General features: G+C 69.9%; 15 protein-coding genes. 5 read left to right on the plus strand and 10 right to left on the minus strand.

From position 1 onward, the window contains the following. Window position 1: 1 nt before the first annotated feature. Window positions 2-1,003: a MerR family transcriptional regulator gene (locus tag IE267_RS07775; RefSeq protein ID WP_189762567.1), complete on the minus strand. Its 1,002-nt coding sequence runs from the start codon at window positions 1,001-1,003 to the stop codon at window positions 2-4. 283 nt (window positions 1,004-1,286) lie between these two features. Here IE267_RS07775 and IE267_RS07780 point away from each other — a divergent pair, with 283 nt between their 5' ends. Next, window positions 1,287-1,895, plus strand: coding sequence for an RNA polymerase sigma factor (locus IE267_RS07780; protein WP_167161406.1), 609 nt, complete (start codon window positions 1,287-1,289; stop codon window positions 1,893-1,895). Between the two features lie 83 nt (window positions 1,896-1,978). On the opposite strand, the gene IE267_RS07785 is transcribed toward IE267_RS07780, so the two are convergent. From IE267_RS07785 to IE267_RS07800, 4 genes are read right to left on the minus strand one after another with little or no spacing between them, the layout of a single operon-like run. Beyond that, window positions 1,979-2,986 carry a DUF5914 domain-containing Rieske (2Fe-2S) protein gene (locus IE267_RS07785; RefSeq protein ID WP_189762568.1) on the minus strand — a complete coding sequence of 336 codons (1,008 nt, stop codon included), beginning with the start codon at window positions 2,984-2,986 and terminating at the stop codon, window positions 1,979-1,981. After that, on the minus strand, window positions 2,986-4,014 hold the full coding sequence (locus tag IE267_RS07790) for a phytoene/squalene synthase family protein (RefSeq protein WP_189762569.1): 1,029 nt from the start codon (window positions 4,012-4,014) through the stop codon (window positions 2,986-2,988). Before IE267_RS07790 ends, IE267_RS07785 begins: the two co-directional genes overlap by 1 nt. After that, entirely contained in the window at window positions 4,011-5,546 is a 1,536-nt protein-coding gene (gene crtI, locus IE267_RS07795) for a phytoene desaturase family protein (protein ID WP_189762570.1), read from the minus strand. Before crtI ends, IE267_RS07790 begins: the two co-directional genes overlap by 4 nt. Then, the gene (locus tag IE267_RS07800; protein ID WP_189762571.1) at window positions 5,543-6,823 is read right to left on the minus strand and encodes a polyprenyl synthetase family protein; all 1,281 of its coding nucleotides are present in this window, start codon (window positions 6,821-6,823) and stop codon (window positions 5,543-5,545) included. The genes crtI and IE267_RS07800 overlap by 4 nt, the downstream gene beginning before the upstream one ends. 224 nt (window positions 6,824-7,047) lie before the next feature. On the opposite strand from IE267_RS07800, the gene IE267_RS07805 reads away from it, so the two are divergent. The 4 genes from IE267_RS07805 to IE267_RS07820 all read left to right on the plus strand — a co-directional run bounded on the left by IE267_RS07805 (window position 7,048) and on the right by IE267_RS07820 (window position 11,940). Continuing rightward, a complete protein-coding gene (locus IE267_RS07805; protein WP_229860826.1) occupies window positions 7,048-8,235 on the plus strand; it encodes a lycopene cyclase family protein in 1,188 nt (395 codons plus the stop codon). 237 nt (window positions 8,236-8,472) lie between these two features. Then, window positions 8,473-10,029 carry an FAD-dependent oxidoreductase gene (locus IE267_RS07810; RefSeq protein ID WP_189762573.1) on the plus strand — a complete coding sequence of 519 codons (1,557 nt, stop codon included), beginning with the start codon at window positions 8,473-8,475 and terminating at the stop codon, window positions 10,027-10,029. Window positions 10,030-10,603: 574 nt separating this feature from the next. Beyond that, a complete protein-coding gene (locus IE267_RS07815) occupies window positions 10,604-11,188 on the plus strand; it encodes a sigma-70 family RNA polymerase sigma factor (protein WP_189762574.1) in 585 nt (194 codons plus the stop codon). Continuing rightward, complete coding sequence (locus IE267_RS07820) at window positions 11,185-11,940, plus strand: anti-sigma factor (protein ID WP_189762575.1); 756 nt, start codon at window positions 11,185-11,187, stop codon at window positions 11,938-11,940. Before IE267_RS07815 ends, IE267_RS07820 begins: the two co-directional genes overlap by 4 nt. Window positions 11,941-12,285: 345 nt before the next feature. Here IE267_RS07820 and IE267_RS07825 read toward each other — a convergent pair whose 3' ends face one another. From IE267_RS07825 to IE267_RS07845, 5 genes are all read right to left on the minus strand, one after another. Then, window positions 12,286-12,771 carry a peroxiredoxin gene (locus IE267_RS07825; RefSeq protein ID WP_189762576.1) on the minus strand — a complete coding sequence of 162 codons (486 nt, stop codon included), beginning with the start codon at window positions 12,769-12,771 and terminating at the stop codon, window positions 12,286-12,288. Window positions 12,772-12,872: 101 nt separating this feature from the next. Beyond that, window positions 12,873-13,523 (minus strand): fasciclin domain-containing protein, encoded by a 651-nt coding sequence (locus IE267_RS07830; RefSeq protein WP_189762577.1) that lies wholly within the window; start codon window positions 13,521-13,523, stop codon window positions 12,873-12,875. A gap of 112 nt (window positions 13,524-13,635) precedes the next feature. Further along, on the minus strand, window positions 13,636-15,261 hold the full coding sequence (locus IE267_RS07835) for a molybdopterin-dependent oxidoreductase (RefSeq protein ID WP_189762578.1): 1,626 nt from the start codon (window positions 15,259-15,261) through the stop codon (window positions 13,636-13,638). A 308-nt stretch (window positions 15,262-15,569) separates the two neighbouring features. Beyond that, window positions 15,570-15,917 carry a chaplin gene (locus tag IE267_RS07840; protein WP_189762579.1) on the minus strand — a complete coding sequence of 116 codons (348 nt, stop codon included), beginning with the start codon at window positions 15,915-15,917 and terminating at the stop codon, window positions 15,570-15,572. A gap of 260 nt (window positions 15,918-16,177) precedes the next feature. Further along, window positions 16,178-17,005, minus strand: a complete 828-nt coding sequence (locus IE267_RS07845) for an alpha/beta fold hydrolase (protein ID WP_229860828.1) — start codon at window positions 17,003-17,005, stop codon at window positions 16,178-16,180. Window positions 17,006-17,652: the final 647 nt, after the last annotated feature.

Raw genomic sequence — 17,652 nt, forward strand, 5'->3', positions numbered from 1 at the left:
CCTACGCCAAGAGGTGGGACTCGATGGTGTGCAGGGCCGGACGTAGGCCGGTCAGCCTCCCCCACCCCGGCGCGAGCGGCGCCCCGGCCCAGCCTGGCCCGGCCAACAGCAGCTGGGGGTGCTGGCGTGCACCCTTCATTCCCCACCCGATCCCGGCGACCTGACGGGCCAGCTCCGGCAGGGCCGTCCCCCGGCTCTGGGACCACAGGACCACCAGGGCCGGGCCGATGCGGCGCACCGCGTCCGCCAGGGCTCCGGCCGGCAGGGCAGGACCGAACATGCGGACCGGCAGGGACCGTTGGGCCAAGCCGGCCGCGAGAGCCTCCAGCGGCAGACTGTGCTGCTCCTGGGGAGTGCAGGCGAGCAGCACGGGAGCCGTACCCGCGCCCTCGGCAGGCTTCTGGGGCAACCGCTGCAGGGCGCACGACACCTGCCACGACAACAGGTGCTCCACCTCCACGTACCGTTCCCCGGCGGTTGCCCATTTGCGTCCCACGGCGTGGAGGGTGGGCATGATGATCTCTTCCCAGGCGGTGACCAGGCCGTGTTCCTCCAGTGCGTCGGTGAGCCGCTGGGCGACGGCCGGGGCGTCGAGGCGGACCGCCGCACGAGCCAGCCCACGGCATTCCTGGCGCACGTCGCCCAGTGGCAGCGCGTCGCGCCCGCCCGGGGTCCGCCCTGCGACGGAACGCTCGGCCGGAGTGGATGTCACGACGTCGGCCGGGCCCTTGCCCCGCACCGTGAGCGCCGTGCGAGCGGCCTCGGCCGGCGGAACGCCGAGCGCGGCCAGCCGGCACATCTCCTGGATCGTCGCCACGTCCTGCGGCATCCACCGCCGGTGACGGCCGTCCTCGCGCTCGGCCGGGCCGATGCCGTAACGACGTTCCCAGGACCTCACCGTGGCCGGTGACACTCCGAGATTGCGGGCGACCGCCCCGGTGGTCAGCGGCGGCTGCTTGCCCGCGTCCTCGACGGCAGGGGGGCGGGCGACGGGACTGCTCATGCGCCCACTCTACGGCTGAGGGCCCTCATTGCAACGCTGCAAGACGGCATGCCGGCGTTCGGCCGCCTGCCTAAAACCCAGCCCTGAGGCCCCACACGCCATGGCGCTCTCGCATGCAAAGCGTTGCAAGTGGCGTCCGTCATTGCCCGTCGGCGAAACGATGCACAAACGCTGCGTATTGGCTCCAGGGTGAGATCGCGAACAGGATGCGGATGTCCGAGGTCCGCCGAGCCAACGGTTTACGGGCCGCAGCGTGGCGCAACGCCAAGGCAAGGAGCTCCGCATGAACACCACAAGCCTGCGGCCGTGCGCGCACGATCGGGCCGCACAGGCGCGGGACCGCGAACAGGCCGAGGCCGATCTCGGAGGTCGTCTGCTGGACGGAGACCTCTCCTCCTTCGCCGAGCTCTACCATCGCTCGGCCGGCACCGTCCACGGACTGGCAGTCCGCAAACTGGGCGACCGCGAGGAAGCGCAGGATGTCACTCAGCAGGTGTTTCTGGCGGCCTGGCACGGACGCCGCACCTACGATCCGTCACGCGGGCCCGTCTCGGCCTGGCTTGTCGGCATCACCCGCAGGAAGATCGCCGACGCCCTCGCCGCGCGAACCCGTCGCACCCTCCTCACCACCACCCTTGCCGCACGCAACGGCCCCGATGGCACGGGCGAGTACGAGGCGGCCGCAGTGCACCGCGTGCTGTTGTCCTCGTCGCTGCGCAGCCTTCCCCCGGCGCAGAGCCGCTTGGTGGCGCTTGCCTACTACCGCGACCTGACCCATGCACAGATCGCGCAACTGACGGGATTGCCTCTGGGCACCGTCAAGAGCCATATCCGGCGCGGCTTGCTCGCCCTGCGCCGCGAGCTCGGCGAGACCTCTGTGGCCGCCGCATAGCCAAGTCGGCCGCGCGCGCCGCCACGGCCCCGGACGACGCGCCAGCCAACCAGCCAATCACGCACACTCTGTTCTGCGGCCCTTCACCGGGGCGGTGGCTGGCTGCGCATCTGCCATCGCCGCTCGGCGTAGGCCAGATCGTCGCTCCACAGCCTGGCGGCGACGGTCCGCATCAACGGGCGAAGCAGCGGGGCGGCGCGCCGTGCGATCGTGAAACCGGGGCGATGTGACGCGGCGATCACTGCTTCGACGACGGCTGTACGCGGGTGGCGGTGCCCGTGCGGTGTCAGTGGCGTGGCATGGGTTTCGACCACCGAGTCCTGCCCCTCCCCGTCCGTGATGTGCATGACGACTGTGCGGGGGTCGGGCGCGGTGAAGACAGCCCTGACGGGTACGACGAGGCGCGAGGTGAGCCGGAAGGAGACGTCGACCACGAAGGCGTCATCGTCGGTGTCGGAGGTCGCCCCGGGGCTGTCGGTGACACGGAGGTCGACGAAGGAATACGGATGGAACCAGGCACCGTGCCAGGGGTCGAGCCGGTTGGCCACGATGTCGGCGGGTTCACACCGGCCGCGCCCGGTGTAGACGGCGCTGACCGACCGTTCCGGGCTCGGACGCACGGGAACAACAGGACTGTTCAGAGGCTGCTCCTTGCCGACCCCGTCCAGCCGGACCCAGACGAGTACGCCGTCATCGTGGGCCGGTAGCGGCTGCCATCCTGCAACTCCCTTGCTGCTCAACGCCATTCCGTGCCAGTGGCAGACGAGAACGCCGCAGCGCACGGTGCTGTCTTTCAGGGGTGCACCAAGGTGGGGGCACGCTCCCGGCGCCGCGACCACCTCGCCGTCCGTGTCGCGCCAGAGGACGACTTCCCGCCCGGCGATCGTGCGGCCCAAGGGGGCTTTCGGCGATACCGCGTTGCTCGCGCCGGCCACGTACCAGTTGCCCGAAGGACGGTTCTGAGCCCTTTCGAGGGCCGCTTCGATGACAGCGGGGCGAGCCTCACGCCAGGTGGGAGGCTGACGGTCCCAGGCCACCGGGTCCCTGCGGAAGGTGAGCGGGAAACGGCGGCCGCTTCGTGCCTGCCTCATCACACCATCTCCCGGCTGACGTCCGGCGGGCGGATCACTGACATCTGCTCGGTGCCCGCATGAAGGTCCTCGCCCCACGACCGGCGGCGGGCCCGTCGGTAGCGGGTCCGAGCGCGGACGACGCGGACCAGGCCGTCGAGAGCGACGGTCACCCTCCGGCTTCGGGGTACCACCGCCCGCCGGTGCAGCACGGCGTAACCGTCGGCGGCGATCGCATCAAGAATGCCGGCGTACAGAACGAAGGCGGTCCGGATACAGGGACGTGACACCGCCGCAAGCATGGCGATGCCGGGCGCGGCCTCCCGGTAGACGCCACGCGTCATCGCTTCGAAGGACCGCAGTGCGTGGGTGATGCGCACGTCGTGTCGACCGGTGTCGCGGCTCCACTGCAGGCGCTGCCGGTCGATGCCGTGCGCCTGCAACAGGTCTGCGGGGAGGTAGACGCGCCCCCGGTCCAGGTCCTCGCCGACGTCCCGCAGGAAGTTGGTGAGCTGGAAGGCTACGCCGAGGGCAGCCGCGTGGGGCTCCGCTTCGGCTCGGGGCACCACGGTGCCCAGCACGGGGAGCATTTGGAGCCCGATGACGGCCGCCGAGCCGTGCATGTAGCGCCGCAGGTCCTCATAGGTGGCGTAATCCGTGACCGACAGATCGTCGTGCATCGATTTCATGAAGTCCGTGAAGTGCTGGTGATCGATGGCGTAACGGCGTGCGGTGTCCGCGAGGGCGTGGACGACGGGTTGGTCTCCGTGGCCTGCACGCAGGCCCGTTCTCAACTGCACGGCGAGCTGCTGGAGGGCTGCCGCCCGGCTGGTGACGGACCGTCCGGGACCGGCGGAGTCGACGATGTCGTCCGCCCACCGGGCGAAGCCGTACAGCGCGTGAACGGCGCTGCGCCGGTCGGCGGGCAGAAGCCGGGTGGCGAGGAAGTAGGTCTTGCCGTGGCGTGCGTTGAGCTGTCGGCAGTGCGTGTACGCCGCGCGCAGGGCCGGGTCGGTGATGGCTGCGGCGTCGAGTTCTCTGGCGGTCAAGACGACGCTCCCTTGCTGTAGTCGCGTGCCGACTGTGCTGGACGGGCTGCTGCCGGGCCACCGGTGATCCGTGCTGCGGCGAGTTTTCCGGACAGCAGCACGGTGGGCACCCCGACGCCGGGCGTCGTTCCGCAGCCCGCGAGCACGACATTGTCCGTTCCACGTACCAGGTTGCGCGGCCTGAACGGGCCTGTCTGGGTGAAGGTGTGGGCGGCCGAGAAGGGAGAGCCCGCACCGTGTCCCTCAGCGGCCCAGTCTGCGGGCGTGACCAGGCACTCCTCCTCAATGGATGAGCCGATGCCTTCCAGGCCCCGCCGATCGAGTACGCCGAGGATGTCGGCGCGGTACCGAGGTCCGAGGTCGCGCCACTGCGCGGGATTCGGCCCGATGTCGGTGTTGGGGCAGGGCGCGAGGATGTAGTGCAGGTGCTTTCCGGGTGGTGCGAGCGACGGGTCCGTAGCGGTGGGACGGGTGATGAGCAGAGAGGGATCAACCATCAGCCTGCCGCGACGCGTGATGTCGTCGAACGTCTCGTGCCAGGCCGCACCGAACGAGATGGTGTGGTGGGCCAACTGGGGCCAGGTGCGGTCCGTCCCCGCGTGGATGATCACGGCGGAAGGCGCGCGCCGCAGCGGCGCAGATCGGCGTGGAGTGCGGCCCAGCAGCCGATAGGCCGCGGGCAGGTCCGCAGTGAGAACGACGGCGTCACAGGGAATGCGTGCTTGTTCGGTGATCACGGCTGTGACGCGGTGCCCTTTTCTCTCGAGCCGGGTCGCAGGGTGCTCGTACAGGAACTCGGCCCCCGCCGCTTCGGCCGCGTCGGCCATGGCTTGAGGCAGGGCGTGCATGCCTCCGCGGGGGAAGTAGACGCCGGCGATGGTGTCCATGTAGGCGATGACCGCGTACGCGGCGAGGGCGCGGGCGGGGGGCACGCCGGCGTACAGCGACTGGAAGGAGAAGACCCGGCGCAGCCGCTCGTCCTTGATGAACCGGCCGATCTGCGCGTCCAGGCGGCCGAAGCCGCCGAGGGCCGCGAGCCGGGCGAGGTCGGGTGTCAGGAGCTGGAGGGGCGAATCGAAATTGGTGTCGATGAAGTGCTTCATCTGCGCCCGGTAGAGGCGGTGCAGCCAGCGGCGCAGTCGCCGGTATCCCGCTGCCGCGTCAGCGCCTGCGAAGCTCTCGACCGCTTGCGTCATCGCGTCGGCATCCGTGTGGACGTCCAGTGCGGTGCCGTCGGCGAAGGACGCCCGGTAGGCGGGGTGCAGAGGGATCAGCTCCACTCGGTCATGCAGGCTTTCCCCAACGGCGCGGAAGGCTTCGTCCGCCAGCTCCGGCATCGTCAGCACGGTCGGGCCGGTGTCGATGTGGAAGCCGCCGCGCGTGAGGCGTCCTGCCCGTCCGCCGGGCAGCGCGTCACGTTCGACCACGGTCACCCGTCGGCCGCTGCCCAGAAGATGCAGCGCCGCCGACAGGCCGGAAAGCCCCGCGCCCACCACGACGACGTGGTCGGTTCGTCCGCCTACAGATTTCACGAGGAGGCCACCTCGTCCGCGCCGGTCGGGACAGGGCCCCTCCTCCGTGCAGGTTCTCGCGGGATGTCGGGGGCGTGCTTCCCGGCGGCGGCGCCCATCAACCGCTGCAGCCGGTCCGCGGCCACGGGATCGATGTCCACGCCGGCCAGGTGGCGGATGCTCTGGGCGTGCAGTCGGCCGATCTTGTCGAGGACGAGCTCACTGGCCCCGCTGCGCACGATGACCTGGCGTACCTCGTCCAGGCCCGAGTCGTCGAGATCCGGCCGTCCGACGTTGTTGCGCAGAACAGCCAGGGCACGGTGGTCGCCAGCCGCCTCTGCCCGGGCCTGGGCGAGGGCGATCAGGTAGGTGGGTTTCCCCGAACGCACATCGGCCCCCACGGGATTGATCCCGTCCTGCGGGTATCCCAGGACGTCGACGAGGTCGTTGCGCAGCTGGAAGGCGAGTCCGATGTTCCGACCGCCGGCACACAGGGCACGCGCTACGGCCTCCCGCACGCCGGTGATCAGGGTTCCCAGCTGGAGGGGCCGCTCCACGGTGTACAGGGCGGTCTTCAGGTAAGCGGCGCGCAGGCTTCGTGCCACGGATCTGTTGCGGGTCACTTCGCCCTGGACGTCCAGGTACTGGCCGGCCACCATCTCCATGCGCATCTGCGCCCACACGGCCCGCACACTGGCGGCCCGCGCCGCGGGCAGATCGAGTGCGGCGAGTTCGTCATCCGCCCAGGCAAGGGCGAGGTCGCCGGCGAGGACCGCGGCTGATTCACCGAAATGAGTGGCTGCGGCGCCCGACCTCGCGTCGTATTGCGCCGCGAGGTCTACGTGGACCGCCGGATGGCCGCGACGAGAGGGGGAGCCGTCCATGACGTCGTCGTGGATCAGGGCGCAGGTCTGGATGAGTTCGAGGGCGGATCCCAGGCGGAGTGCGGCGACAACTTCGTCGAACGTGGGCAGTCCCGCGGCTCGCATGCCCCACCACAGGAACTGTGGCCGGATCCGGCGGCCACCCCCCAGGGCGAAGCGGGCGACCCGGTCTGCGATGTCCCGCCCGAACGTCTCGTGGGCGTCGTGGGCCTCCTTCACCCGCTCTGCCAAAAGCCCTTCGAGCCGGCTCTCGACGGCACTGGGTACGCCCAGGTCGATCTCCCGGACCAGCGTGGTCAGCCGCTCGTCGGCCGACCGCAGCGCTTGCGCGCCCGCCGGTCCCGCAGCGCGCAGCCTCGGCGGGCACCATGCGGAACGATCCGTGGTGGCACGCGCTGCCTCGTCGGGGCGCATGGCTGCTCCTCTGGGTGGGATCGGCTGGGCATGTTGTGAAGTCCTTCCCCCGCCGGGACGTGTTCGGATGCGCCAAGGCGTCAATCGGAGTAGGCACCGGCTGCGCGCGACCCGCGGACGCCGGCGCCCCGCGCCGCCTCGAACCCGCGCGCGTGGCGCGCATCCAGGAACCCCGCACGGGTGGAAGGGTCTCCAAGAGGTGGCAGCGAACTCAGGAGGCAGCGGTGGAACGTGTGGGGGTGGCCATCATTGGCGCGGGCGCGGCAGGCCTGTCCCTGGCCGACCGCCTCTGTGCGACGGGCCCACGCTCGCTCACTGTGCGGCTGATCGACGCTCCCCCTGGGCCGCTCCGTCCACCACGGCGCACCTGGTGCTTCTGGGAATCGGGCGCCGGACGGTACGACGCGGCAGTCACCAGGTCCTGGTCCAAGCTCCGTGTGCACAGTCCCCAGGGAGCCGCCTTCGACGACTGCATCGAACCGCTCCGGTACAAGATGATCCGCTCCGACGACTTCGAGCGCCTGATGTCCCGCCGTCTCCCGGAGCATCCCGGCTTCACGCAGCGCGAGGGCACCGTCGAGCGGATCGACGATGCGGCCGACGGGGCCCGTGTCCACTTGCGGACCTCGGACGGCAAGCAGGAATCCCTCTCGGCACGCTGGGTGTTCGACTCCCGTCCGCTGAAAAGCCTGCCGGCCGCGCGCACCACACTGCTGCAGCACTTCCACGGCTGGTTCATCCGCACGGAACAGCCGGTCTTCGACCCCGCGCGCGTGGAGCTGATGGACTTCCGCACTCCGCAGCCGCGGAGCGGGCTGGCGTTCTTCTACGCGCTGCCCACCAGCCGTCACACGGCGCTCGTCGAATACACCCAGTTCTCCCCCGCGGTGCTGCGGCAACAGGAATACGGTCGCGCACTGCAGGCCTACATCCGCCAAGTCCTCGGCGTGGGCACGTTCGACATCCAGGAGACAGAAAGTGGTGTCATCCCCATGACGGACGCCCGCTTCGCCCGTCGCAGTGCTCCCTCGGTCTTCCGGATCGGCGCGGCCGGCGGTGCCACCCGGCCGTCCACGGGATACACCTTCGCCACGATCCAACGGCAGACCGACGCGATGGCTCGGGCTCTCGCCCAAGGGCGTGCTCCGGCACCACCACGACCGCATTCGCGACGGTCCCAGGCAATGGACGCGGTCTTCCTGAACGGTTTGGCGCACGGACGCCTCGACGGCAGTGAGTTCTTCACCCGTCTGTTTTCCCGCGTGCGCATGGCGCACCTGCTGCGCTTCCTCGACGGGGACACCACCCTGCTCCAGGACATCGCCATCGGCCTGCACACGCCCATCGGACCGATGCTCCGCAGCACCATGGAACTGCCGACCCGCAGAAGGCGCCCCTCCCCACGAGCCTAGACAGGTGTCCCCGGCGCCCCACGCCCAGAAGAGCCCTGCGAAGCCCCGGGCCCCTCACCAAACGTCCACCCACCACCCTGGCCCATCAAGAGGCAACGGCCACGACCGTGCCGAGCCAGGCACACCGATCTCTACCACCGGAGGCTTGTCGATGAGGGACTTGACTGATCGGAGCGAACACCGCGACACCTCCCCCGGGACGCTCCCGGGGCAGCTCCGCACCGAAAAGGCTCACGCGTGAGGCGCGCTGTCGATGCGGTTCCCGGTGCGAGGGACCGGCTGGCACACCGCATCCCCGCCAGTCCAGGGTCACCGAACGTCGTCGGGGAGGCTCCTGCCGTGGCCGTGGTCGGGGGCGGTATCGCCGGCCTGGCAGCGGCAACGGCACTGGCCGAACGAGGGGTCCGCGTCACCCTGTTCGAACGCGACGACATGCTGGGCGGCCGCCTGTCCGGCTGGTCCACGACGCTCAAGGACGGGTCCGCCGTCACCATGAGCCGCGGGTTCCACGCCTTCTTCCGCCAGTACTACAACCTGCGGGCCCTCTTGCGCCGCACAGACCCGCAACACACCCGCCTCACGCGCCTTCCCGACTATCCGCTCTGGCACGCCGACGGACTCAAAGACAGCTTCCGACACGTTCCCCGGACTCCCCCCTGGAGCGCGATGGGGTTCGCCCTCACCAGTCCCACGTTCCGCCTCCGCGACTTTCCCCGTATGAACGCGGCCGCCGCCCTGCCCCTCATGGACGTCCACGTGCCGGACGTCTACGACCGCCTGGACAAGACGAGCGCCTACGACCTGCTTGCCTCCATCCGCTTCCCCGAAGCAGCCCACCACTTGGCGTTCGAGGTGTTCTCGCGCAGCTTCTTCGCCGACCCACGCATCCTGTCCGCGGCCGAGATGGCTTTGATGTTCCACATCTATTTTCTCGGCTCCGCAGAAGGCCTTCTCTTCGACGTCCCCAACGACCCGTTCCCCACCGCCCTATGGAACCCCCTGGGCGCCTACCTGGAGCGACTCGGCGTCGACGTACGCTGCTCCACGCCCGTCGAACACATCAGCCCCGACAGCGACGGCTTCCGCATCAGCACCGGCGGCCTCGACCGGAGGTTCGACGCATGCGTCCTGGCCCTCGACACCGACGGACTTCGGGCAGTCGCCGGGAACAGTCCAGCCATCGCCGACGCTTCATGGCGCCAGCGGGTCGCCAGACTGCGGACAGCCCCTCCCTTCCTCGTCTCCCGGCTGTGGCTGGACCGCCCCGTGCGCTCCGACCGTCCGGGGTTCCTGGGGACCAGCGGCTACGGCGGCCTGGACAATGTCAGTGTTCTGGAGCGGTGGGAGCAGGAAGCCGTCCAGTGGTCACGGCGTACCGGAGGGTCGGTCGTCGAACTGCACGCCTACGCCGTGGATGAAGGTGCCGACCAGGCAGCAGAACAGCAACGTCTCATCCGGCAGTTGCGCACGGTGTATCCGGAGACCCGCAGCGCGCAGATCATCGACGAACGTCACGAGTGGCGTTCCGACTGCCCACTGTTTCCAGTCGGCGGATACACCGACCGTCCAACGGTTCGTACGAGCCATCCCCGCCTCATGGTGGCAGGCGACCTCGTGCGGACCGGACTGCCAGTGGCCCTGATGGAGCGGGCCGCGACCAGCGGCATCCTCGCCGCCAACGCCCTTCTCGAACAGTGGAAAACCGAGGGCCATACGCTGTTCACCGTCCCCGTCCGAGGCCGCAACCCCGTCCTGCGGCGCCTGGCCGAGGCCCACAGGCGCCGCCACCCCTGACCGGCACCTGCCACCTGGAACAGCCCGGCCATGGCAGCCCGGCCCACGCGGCCGACGGCGTGATGACAGCACTCGGGTCGTGGGCCCACCCGAACCGGGCGCGACTCGACCCCGGGCTGCCGCGAAGGGCGTGACGCGTCAGTCAGTGATCCCGAGGGCCCTGAATGCCTTCGTCGCGCCGTGAGTAGCCCGGCATCGCCAACGACGTCGAGCCACACACGAGCACATGCGTATGCCCTGCGGCCTCCTCGGCGCCGAGCAGCACGGCCTTGACAGCGGATTTCGTCCCTATACGGCGCCGATCCGCCCCCACAGTCGCGGCGCGTTGGGAGGCGGCTGGGCTCCTGATGCCTGGCCGGGCGGACGCCGAAGGGACACGGCAGGCGCGCCGGATCCTTGGGCCGCGCTTCTCGCTGACCAACCTGGCCAACCCGAACCGTCACCGAGCCGGATTCCGAATGGGCATACCGGCGCTTTGCCTGGCTTTCCGTGGACACCAGTGATCTGCAGCAATCCATCGGTGCACCGGTTCCGAATCGTGTGTGTACGGATCGAATTCCAGGAGGATCACCGCGTGAAAGAACCGGTGCACATCAGCGGGCTGGCTTCCGCGAGGCCCGACCTGCCCGACCTGCTCGACCGCGTGGCACAGGGAGACCAGCAAGCCTTCAGCTCCCTCTACGACGTGGTGGCCGGCCCCGTGCTCGGGGTGGTACGTGCCGTCGTACGCGACCCGGCACAGTCGGAGGAAGTCGCCCAGGAGGTCATGGTGGCCGTGTGGCAGACCGCCGCGCGCTACCGGCGTGAACTGGGCGGCGTCATGAACTGGGTGCTCACCCTCGCCCATCGCCGGGCCGTGGACCGCGTCCGCTCCGCCCAGGCCGCCACCGCACGCGACCACAAGGCCGCCCTCCTGGAACAGACCCCGGCCTTCGACGAGGTCGCCGAAGAGGTCGACCGGCGCCTGGAGCAGGAACAGGTGCGCCGCTGTCTGCGGACCCTCAGCGAACTCCAGCGCCAGTCCGTGACGCTCGCCTACTACCGCGGCCTCACCTATCGGGAAGTCGCCGAACTGCTCACCGTGCCACTGGGCACGGTCAAGACCCGAATGCGCGACGGACTGATCCGGATGCGCGACTGCCTGGGGGTGACCGCATGATCACAGCCGACCTGCACACGCTGACCGGCTCCTACGCGCTGCACGCACTGCCGGAGGATGAACACGCCGCATTCGAGAGGCACTTGGATGCGTGTGGGGCATGCGCGCAGGAGGTGCGGGAATTCACCGAAACCGCCGGCCGGCTCGGACTCGCCGTCTCCGTGAGGCCCCCGGTCGAGCTGAAGACCACGGTCCTACGGCGGATCGCCTTCGTCCGCCAGGACGCGCCCCACACACCCGGCCGCCCCGGCCGGGCCGGCAGCCGGGCACGCCGGGCACCCTGGTCCCGTTTCGCACTGGCCGCATGCCTCGCGGCGGCGGCCGGACTTGGCGGAGTCGCGGTCTGGCAGCACCAGCAGGCCGACGACGCCCAGCAGCGGGCCGACATGGCCCAACGCCAGTCCCAGCAGCTCGCCGACGTCCTCGCGGCACCCGACGCGAAAGCCACCGCCACCACCCTGAAGAACGGCGCGAGCGGCACGCTCGTCGTGGCCCACAGCAAGAACCAGGCCGCTTTCGTGGCCTCCGGGCTCCCGCACCCGCCGGCCGGCAAGGTCTACCAACTGTGGTTCAACGACGCCGGAACCATGCGCCCGGCCGGACTGATGGACCCAGCACGCACCACCGAAGCCGTCCTTCTCACCGGGCAGGTCGACCAGGCATCCGGCATGGGCATCACCCTGGAACCCACCGGCGGCTCACCCGCCCCGACCTCGGCCCCACTCGCCTTGATGGACTTCGCCACCGCCTGAGCCCTGAGGGGGTCCCGGAGACCGGCCCGCAGGGACAGCCACTTCACCGGCGACGCCGGGAGTGCCCCGCCCAAGGGCATAGGTGTTTGTACACGGCAGCGGCCCGGTGCCTGCCGACGGGAGGCGCGTGAGATGGCCAGCACGTCACGCGCCTCCCGCAAGCCTGGCCCGAGGCGTCGTCGCGAACCGGCGATGGCGTTCGGCGAACAACCGGATCCGGGCCGCGCCCAGCCGGGGCAGGCGGCGGGCCGACGCGCACAGAATCTGCACGCCGGCCGGCCGTAGCCCGACCCACTGGTGAGCTCACGCCAGCAGGGTCGGGCAACCGAGGCACGCGCGCGTCTATCAGAGTGCTGAGAGCCGAGAAAGCTGTCGGGTCAGGGTGTCCACGCTCTGGAAGGTGGCGCCGAGCAGGGCGACATGTTTCCAGAAGAGGGTTCCGTCGGGGGCGATCAGGAAGACCGCCCGCCGCAGTCCGATACCGGGGGCGGTGATCCCGAAGGCGCGCGCCACCGACCGCTCCGTGTCGGCGAGCAGCGGCATGGCGAGCCGGTGCTTACGAGCAAACGCCTCATGGCTGTCCAGGTTCTGCGGACTGATGGCCCACACGTCCGCACCACAGCCGGCGAACGTCTCCAAGCCGCTGGAGTACGAGCACAGTTGGCGGGTGCAGACCGATGTGTCGTCACCGGGATAGAACGCGAGAACAAGAGGACGCCCGCGTTCGGCACACAGCCGATACTCGCCACGCTCGAAACGATCCTGAATCAGCAGGCCACCGGGCAACGCGAAATCCGGTACGAACTGCCCCTGCTGTGGAATCGCGCCCACAACCGCGCCCCCTTCGTCAGATACGTCATCACTGCGACCGGGGGCGGGGCGCGATGCGGCCCGCCCCCACTCACGACTGCTCAATCTCCTGCAGGTTGGGGCTACTTGGGCATGAGGACGGAGTCGATGATGTAGACGGTGGCGTTGGCGGTCGGCACGTTGCCGCAGACCACGTTGGCGCTGTCGTTGACCTTGTACTCGGTCCCGGAGCCGGTCGTGGTGACCTTGCTCTTCTCCAGGGTGTCGAACGAGCCGTTCTCCAGCTGCTTGGGCGTGACCTTCTGGCCGACGACGTGGTACGTGAGGATCTTGGTGAGGGTGGCCTTGTCGTTGAGGACCTTGTCCAGGTCGGCCTTCGGGATCTTCGCGAACGCGTCGTTGGTCGGCGCGAACACCGTGATGTTCTGGGCGTTGTTGAGGGTGTCGACCAGACCGGCCTTCTTGACGGCGGCGACCAGGGTCGACAGCGCCGGGTTGTGCGACGCGGCGGTCGCGACCGGGTCCTTGGCCATGCCGTCGAACGAACCCGCACCGTCCTTCGGCACCGAGGCACAGGCCGAACCGAACGGCTTGTCCGTCATCGACGCGTCGCCGCCGGCGGACGACTGCGCGGCGGGAGGCGCGGCGGCCTCGGAGGGCGAGGAGGAGGCGTCCTTCTTGCTGTCGCCGCCCCCGCACGCGCTGAGGGCGAAGGGCAGAACGGCGGCAGCGGTGACGGCGATCGCGGTACGACGGAAGCGCAGGGCATTCATGACTACTCCTGAAGAGGAAGGGAGGGGCGACGGCATTCCGGCCGTCAGCGGCCGGATGTGCCAGATGGAAGGGGGCAGTTCAGGTGCGAAGAGGCCGGAGGCGGCCGGGTGTTCAGTCCACGGTGACCACCACCGAGTGCCAGCCGCTGGCGCCGTCCGGAATGGTCTGGGTCCGCTGTTCGGTCTGCACCTGACCGGTGCGGTCGGTGGCGCGGACGGTCAGCGTGTGGGGGCCGGAGGTGGCCTTCCAGGGCAGGGACCACTGACGCCAGGTGTCCGTAGTGTCCTCGACCGCGAGATCGGCCCGCATCCAGGGGCCGTCGTCATCGACCCGTACCTCGACCCGGTCGATCCCCCGGTGCTGCGCCCAGGCCACACCCGCGATCATCACCGTGCCGGCCTTCGGACGGGCGAACGGTTTCGGGGTGTCGATGCGCGACTCCGTCTTGATCGGTGCCTTCCGGGCCCAGGACCGCTTGACCCAGTACGAGTCGTACGCGTCGAACGTGGTCAGCTCCAGGTCCTGGATCCACTTGCACGCCGAGACGTAGCCGTACAGACCCGGCACCACCATCCGTACCGGAAAGCCGTGTTCGAACGGCAGCGGTTGCCCGTTCATGCCGAGGGCGAGCATCGCGTCCCGGCCGTCCATGACGTCCTCGACCGGCGTGCCGATCGTCATCCCGTCCACCGAGCGCGCCACCAGCTGATCCGCCGGACCGCCCCGCGACGGCGGCTTCACCCCCGCCTCCTTGAGGAGATCGGCCAAGGACACCCCGATCCAGCGCGCGTTGCCCACGTACGGGCCACCAACCTCGTTGGAGACACACGTCAACGTGATGTCCCGCTCGATCAGCCGACGGTTCAACAGGTCCTGGAAGGTGAGCTCCAGCGGACGGCCGACACCCTTCCCGTGGATCTTCATCCGCCAGGAGGTGGCATCGACCTTGGGGACGACCAGGGCGGTGTCCACGCGGTAGAAGTCCGCGTTGGGGGTGACGAACGGGCTGATGCCCGGCGTGTGCAGCACTGCTCCGGCCGGGATCGGGCGGGCCGGGGACGCCGGGCGCGGCAGGACGATCCTGCCCCGGGAGGTAACGGCGCCCTGGCCGCGGGAAGCGTTCAGGGAGCGGCCCAGAAGACCGGCTCCGGCCGAAGCCGCGGCCGCGGCGCTCGCAGCGATGACGAACCCGCGCCGGTCCCAGCCCCGTTCCTCGGCCGGGCTGTCGGCGTCGCCGTCGGCGTCGGCGAGGTCTTCCGTCGAAGGTACGGCCGCAGCATGGTCGGTACTTACGGTGAGGCGGCCGATGAGGACGTACAGCAGCCCGGCCGCCACCAGCGCACCGACCGCCGAAGGCAGCGCGTCCGTGGCGCTCGTGGAGTCCGCGCGCCCGGTGGCCGCGAGCGCCCCGACCACGCCGAAGACGAGGACACCCGCCGCGCCCGCACGGCGGAACCGGAGGGCGATCACGCCGAGGACCAGGGCGAACAGAGCAAGGACAGCGAGGATGCCGAGCTGCAGAACGAGCTTGTCGTTGGTACCGAAGTGCCGGATCGCCCAGTCCTTCACGGCCGGCGGGGTCCGGTCGATCGCGGCACCGCCGACCGCGATCACCGGACCGGACTCGGGCCGCACCGCCGCCGACACCAACTCCGCGACGGCAAGCGCCGCGAAGCCGGCGAGCAGTCCGGACAGGGCTGCGAGCGGAAGGCGGACCCCTCTGCTCAAGATTTTCATCACGGGTCCTATTCGGAGCCCACGAGGAGCGGGATTGGTCACTCACCCCAACGAGTGCCCGTCCATCGTGGGCTGACGAGGTCCGGGCCCGACGTCGTGCACCGCCGCACGCGACGGCCGCCCGTACAACAGGCAGACACTCACGTGCCGTAGAGGTGTCACGACGTCGAACCGGGGCCGGTGACTTCCGCGGTCCCCGTGCCACGACGAACGCGGATGGAGTTCATCGCGGGCACGGGTGCGGACGTCACCTTCCCGAAGTCCGGCCCGTCGTGCTCACACGACGCGGGCCGGGGCTACGCGCCGGCTCAGCGGCCCTGCCCGTACCCGTCCTGATGGTTCATGGGCTGTCCGTTCATCCCCATGTGCCCCTGCATGCCGGACCCGTGCCAGCCGTGCTCCTGCCACCCGCCACGAGAGTCGTTGACGCAGGTGTTGCCGAACGCCGGGCTGAGCAGACCGATCACACCGACCGTGTTCCCGCACACGTTGACCGGCACGTGAACAGGAATCTGCACCACGTTGCCCGACAGCACGCCCGGCGACCCGACGGCCGCACCCTGAGCCCCCGCGTCGGCCGACGCCACCCCGCCACCCATCGCCAGTGCCGCCCCTACCGTCACCATCAGGCCAACGGCCTTCACCGCACGAAACATCCTGTGCTCCTTCCGAAACGAGGGACCGCGGGCCCGAATCGGGCGCCACGGCGAGGCCCCTGTGGGCCCCTTCTCATCCCTGCTTCGAAGCCCCACGACGGCTGGATTGTCCGCCAACGCCTGATTCACTCCAAAGGACCAGCCTGCACACGCCGACGCCGAGCAGAGGCTTCGGGAACGCCCGTCAAGAACCGGGCGAGACACGGGCGACGGCCTCAACGGCGAGGCCCGCGCGCACAGTCGGGAGCCACCGGCCGTGGCTAGGGAACACTCGCGAAAGACGGCGGACTGTTCCTCTCGAACGGGCTGCAGTACGGCAGGTCCGCCGTCTCCAAGGACTCGTCACGAAAGAACCGGACGAGCAGGTCACAGAAGTCCCGCGGCCGCTGAAGATGGGCGAGGTGCCCGCACTCGGCGATCGTCGTGAAGTGCGAGCCCGGCAGGTCCGCCGCCACTGCGCGGACCATGTCGGGCGTGGTGAGCGTGTCGTGTTCGCCGGTGAACACGAGGTACGGGACGGCGGGCACGGGGGCCCGCCGGTACCAGTCGTGGGCCAACAGCCGCCGGTTCCGCTCCACCGTCACCGTGACGTCCCGCGGGGTCTGCGCCACGAACTGCCGGTGCATCAGACGTGCCAACGCCGCATGCTTGCGCACGGTGAGATCACCCGGCGGCGGCACGAAACACCGGACGAACTCCTCCGCCGTGTCTTCGACCCGCCCGTCCTGGAGCATCCGCACCCATCCCACCAGGGCCTTCGCGAACCAGCCCGGGACGTGGTCCGACATGCCCTGGACAGCGACTCGTCGCAGATGTTCCGGATGGTGCTGGGCAAGCCGGAGGCCGACTGCCCCGCCGTAACAGCCGGCGTACAGGTTCACCGGTCCGAGCCCCAGTTCGCCCAGCATGTGGTGCGCGCACTCGGCGAGGAAGTCGATGCCGTGCTCGGCCGGCAGGAAGTCCGCGTCTCCGAAGCCCGGCAGATCAACCGTGACGACCGTTCCCAGCTCCGCGAGCCACCGTTCGTGCCGCACCCAGGAATGCCGCGTCTGGTCCGAGCCGCCGAGCAGGAGGAGCGGCTCTGTCACCGGGTTGGGCCGCCGGACGATCCGAGCGGTGTACGCGTATCCCTCCCACGAGAGCCGACACTCTTCCACCGCCGTGGACGCCCCGCCTCCCGGCATCTGCGAGGGAACGTGCACAGGGGAGACGGCAGAAGGCACAGAGAACTCCGAGGAGAGACGGGACCACCGGAAGCCCCACTTGTACACGCCTTGCCGGCAAGTAGTGGTGGCCGTCACACGAAGGGGGCCGCAGCTTCACCCGCAGGTGGGCGCGGCGTACCGACCCGGAGCCGAATCGCACCGCCGGTCGGGCGGGGGCGCGAGCCGGGCCGCTGCCGCAAACGGGCCCTCACTCACGGATGCGGCAGCGCGCCCGCCCATCTGTTATTCGTCACCGGGCGGTGTCTCGCTTGGTACGAGCCCCCGGCTTTTCGCGACGACATGTCCTCCGATTTTCCTCCGGCACCGATAGGCCCGCCCCGCCTCGTCCGCCGCCCCAGGGGAATCCTGGGGGAATCTGCCGGCGCCGCCCACCGGTGGGCCGGTCGGCGCGATCACGGTCCGGTCGACAAGCGCGGCTGATGGTGGCAGATAATGGGTATGTGCGTGTTTCACGCCGGATGTTCCGGTCTGGATGAGGAGCGCCCCCAGGCGTGGCCCCCGGACGGCTG

The sequence above is a fragment of the Streptomyces xanthochromogenes genome, assembly GCF_014650455.1.
Classification (GTDB): Bacteria; Actinomycetota; Actinomycetes; order Streptomycetales; family Streptomycetaceae; genus Streptomyces; species Streptomyces xanthochromogenes.